The sequence below is a fragment of the Nocardioides sp. CPCC 206348 genome, assembly GCF_048654705.1.
GTDB lineage: Bacteria > Actinomycetota > Actinomycetes > Propionibacteriales > Nocardioidaceae > Nocardioides.
In genome coordinates, this window is record NZ_JBMCZA010000121.1 from 1 (window position 1) to 1,504 (window position 1,504).

Consider the following 1,504-nt stretch of genomic DNA (forward strand, 5'->3'; position numbering starts at 1 on the left):
GATCAACGAGGCGGTGGGCGGCGAGTGACGTGTGGCCCCGGCACGCGGACGCTGAGCCCCACCGCCACCGGCTCGCGTACGACGCCCGCCCGGTGCGCAACGCCGGGCGCATCGAGCGCCGTGAAGGACGGGTGCCGGTGCAGCTCGTCCTGGGCCTGCGCCCACGACGGCAGGTGTTCATCCGGGATCCGCCAGGCAGCGAAGGCCCCTTCGGACGCCCAGCCGGCCAGCCGCGGCATCACCTGGCCGTGGACCCCGGAGTTGCGGAAGTCCGCCATCGCGCGGCCGTCGCGCCAGACGGTGAGCGTCCAGAACACCCAGCCGCGCGAGATCCGCATCGCCCCGGCGACGTACCCGGGACTGCGACGCGCCTGGAAGCCCACGCGCAGGCTCTGCCAGGCGAACGGGGCCAGGTGCTTCGGCCGGGCCATCACCGTGCGGGTCACCACCACGACGGACATCAGCGGAACCGGCGTTGGAGGAGGTAGGTGGTCAGCCCGAGCGGTCCGGCGAGCCAGGTGAGCACCAGCGCCACCCGCGCACCGCGGCCCGCGGCCACCGCGTCGCGCCAGATCCACTGGCCCACGAAGAGGTCGAAGGAGATGTAGTGGGCCCAGCCGGCAAGGAACACGTCCTGCTCGGCCAGTACCCGGCGCAGCTGTTCCGGGTCGCGGAAGTCGATCAGGGTCCGTGCCTTGAGCAGGCCGGAGCCGAGCAGCGCCCCGTAGCTGACCCCGATCACGGCGTGCAGCGGCATCGCGGCCTCGACCAGGCGGCGGGTGAGCCGCGACCGGGGGATCAGGATCATTGCGAGGAACAGCGGTGCGGACGAGCTGTTGATGGCGGTGAACGCGCGCCGCCTGCCCGGGGACAGTGGCTCGAGCTGAGCAGTTTCCGTCATGTCGCCTCCATTGATAACGGTGTTACATAACAACGTAACGATAGGCTTCGGGCGTGGCAAGACCCAGGACACACACGACGGAGCTCCGCGATCGACTGCTGGCCTGCGCCCTGGAGGTCGTGCACCAGGAGGGCTTCGGTGCACTGCCGCTGCGCGACATCGCCGAACGCGCCGGCACGTCCACCACCGCCGTGTACTCCCTGTTCGGCAACAAGGAGGGCCTCCAGCGCGCCGTGCTCGTCGCCGCCTTCAGCGACTTCGCCGACGCCCAGGACGCCATGCCCGCCTCCGACAGGGACGTCATCACCGAGATCGCCGGGCTCGGCGCGATCTACGTGCAGTGGGCCACCGACCATCCCCGGCTCTACGAAGTGATGTTCGGCGAGGCGCTGGCCGGCATCACGCCGACGCCCGAGCTCCAGGAGGCGCGCGAGCGGGCGATGGCAAGGATTGCCGACGCCGTACGACGAGCACTGGCCTCGGGTGCGTTCCGGCCCGCCGAGGAGGCGACCGTGATGACCTCGCTCTGGGCGCAGGTGCACGGGCTCGCCTCGCTCATCATCGCCGGACAGCTGCCCCCCGACGCCGATCCGGGGACCGCAG

Annotated in this window: 3 protein-coding genes; 1 reads left to right on the forward strand and 2 read right to left on the reverse strand. The window is 71.2% G+C overall.

Annotated elements, in window-relative coordinates; genetic code table 11:
* Window positions 1-2: 2 nt before the first annotated feature.
* Complete coding sequence (locus ACOADB_RS07320) at window positions 3-461, reverse strand: DUF3291 domain-containing protein (protein ID WP_378597307.1); 459 nt, start codon at window positions 459-461, stop codon at window positions 3-5.
* Complete coding sequence (locus ACOADB_RS07325; protein ID WP_378597308.1) at window positions 461-901, reverse strand: ABA4-like family protein; 441 nt, start codon at window positions 899-901, stop codon at window positions 461-463. The genes ACOADB_RS07320 and ACOADB_RS07325 overlap by 1 nt, the downstream gene beginning before the upstream one ends.
* Window positions 902-954: 53 nt before the next feature.
* Here ACOADB_RS07325 and ACOADB_RS07330 point away from each other — a divergent pair.
* The coding region (locus ACOADB_RS07330; protein WP_378597309.1) for a TetR/AcrR family transcriptional regulator at window positions 955-1,504 on the forward strand (550 nt) is incomplete at its 3' end.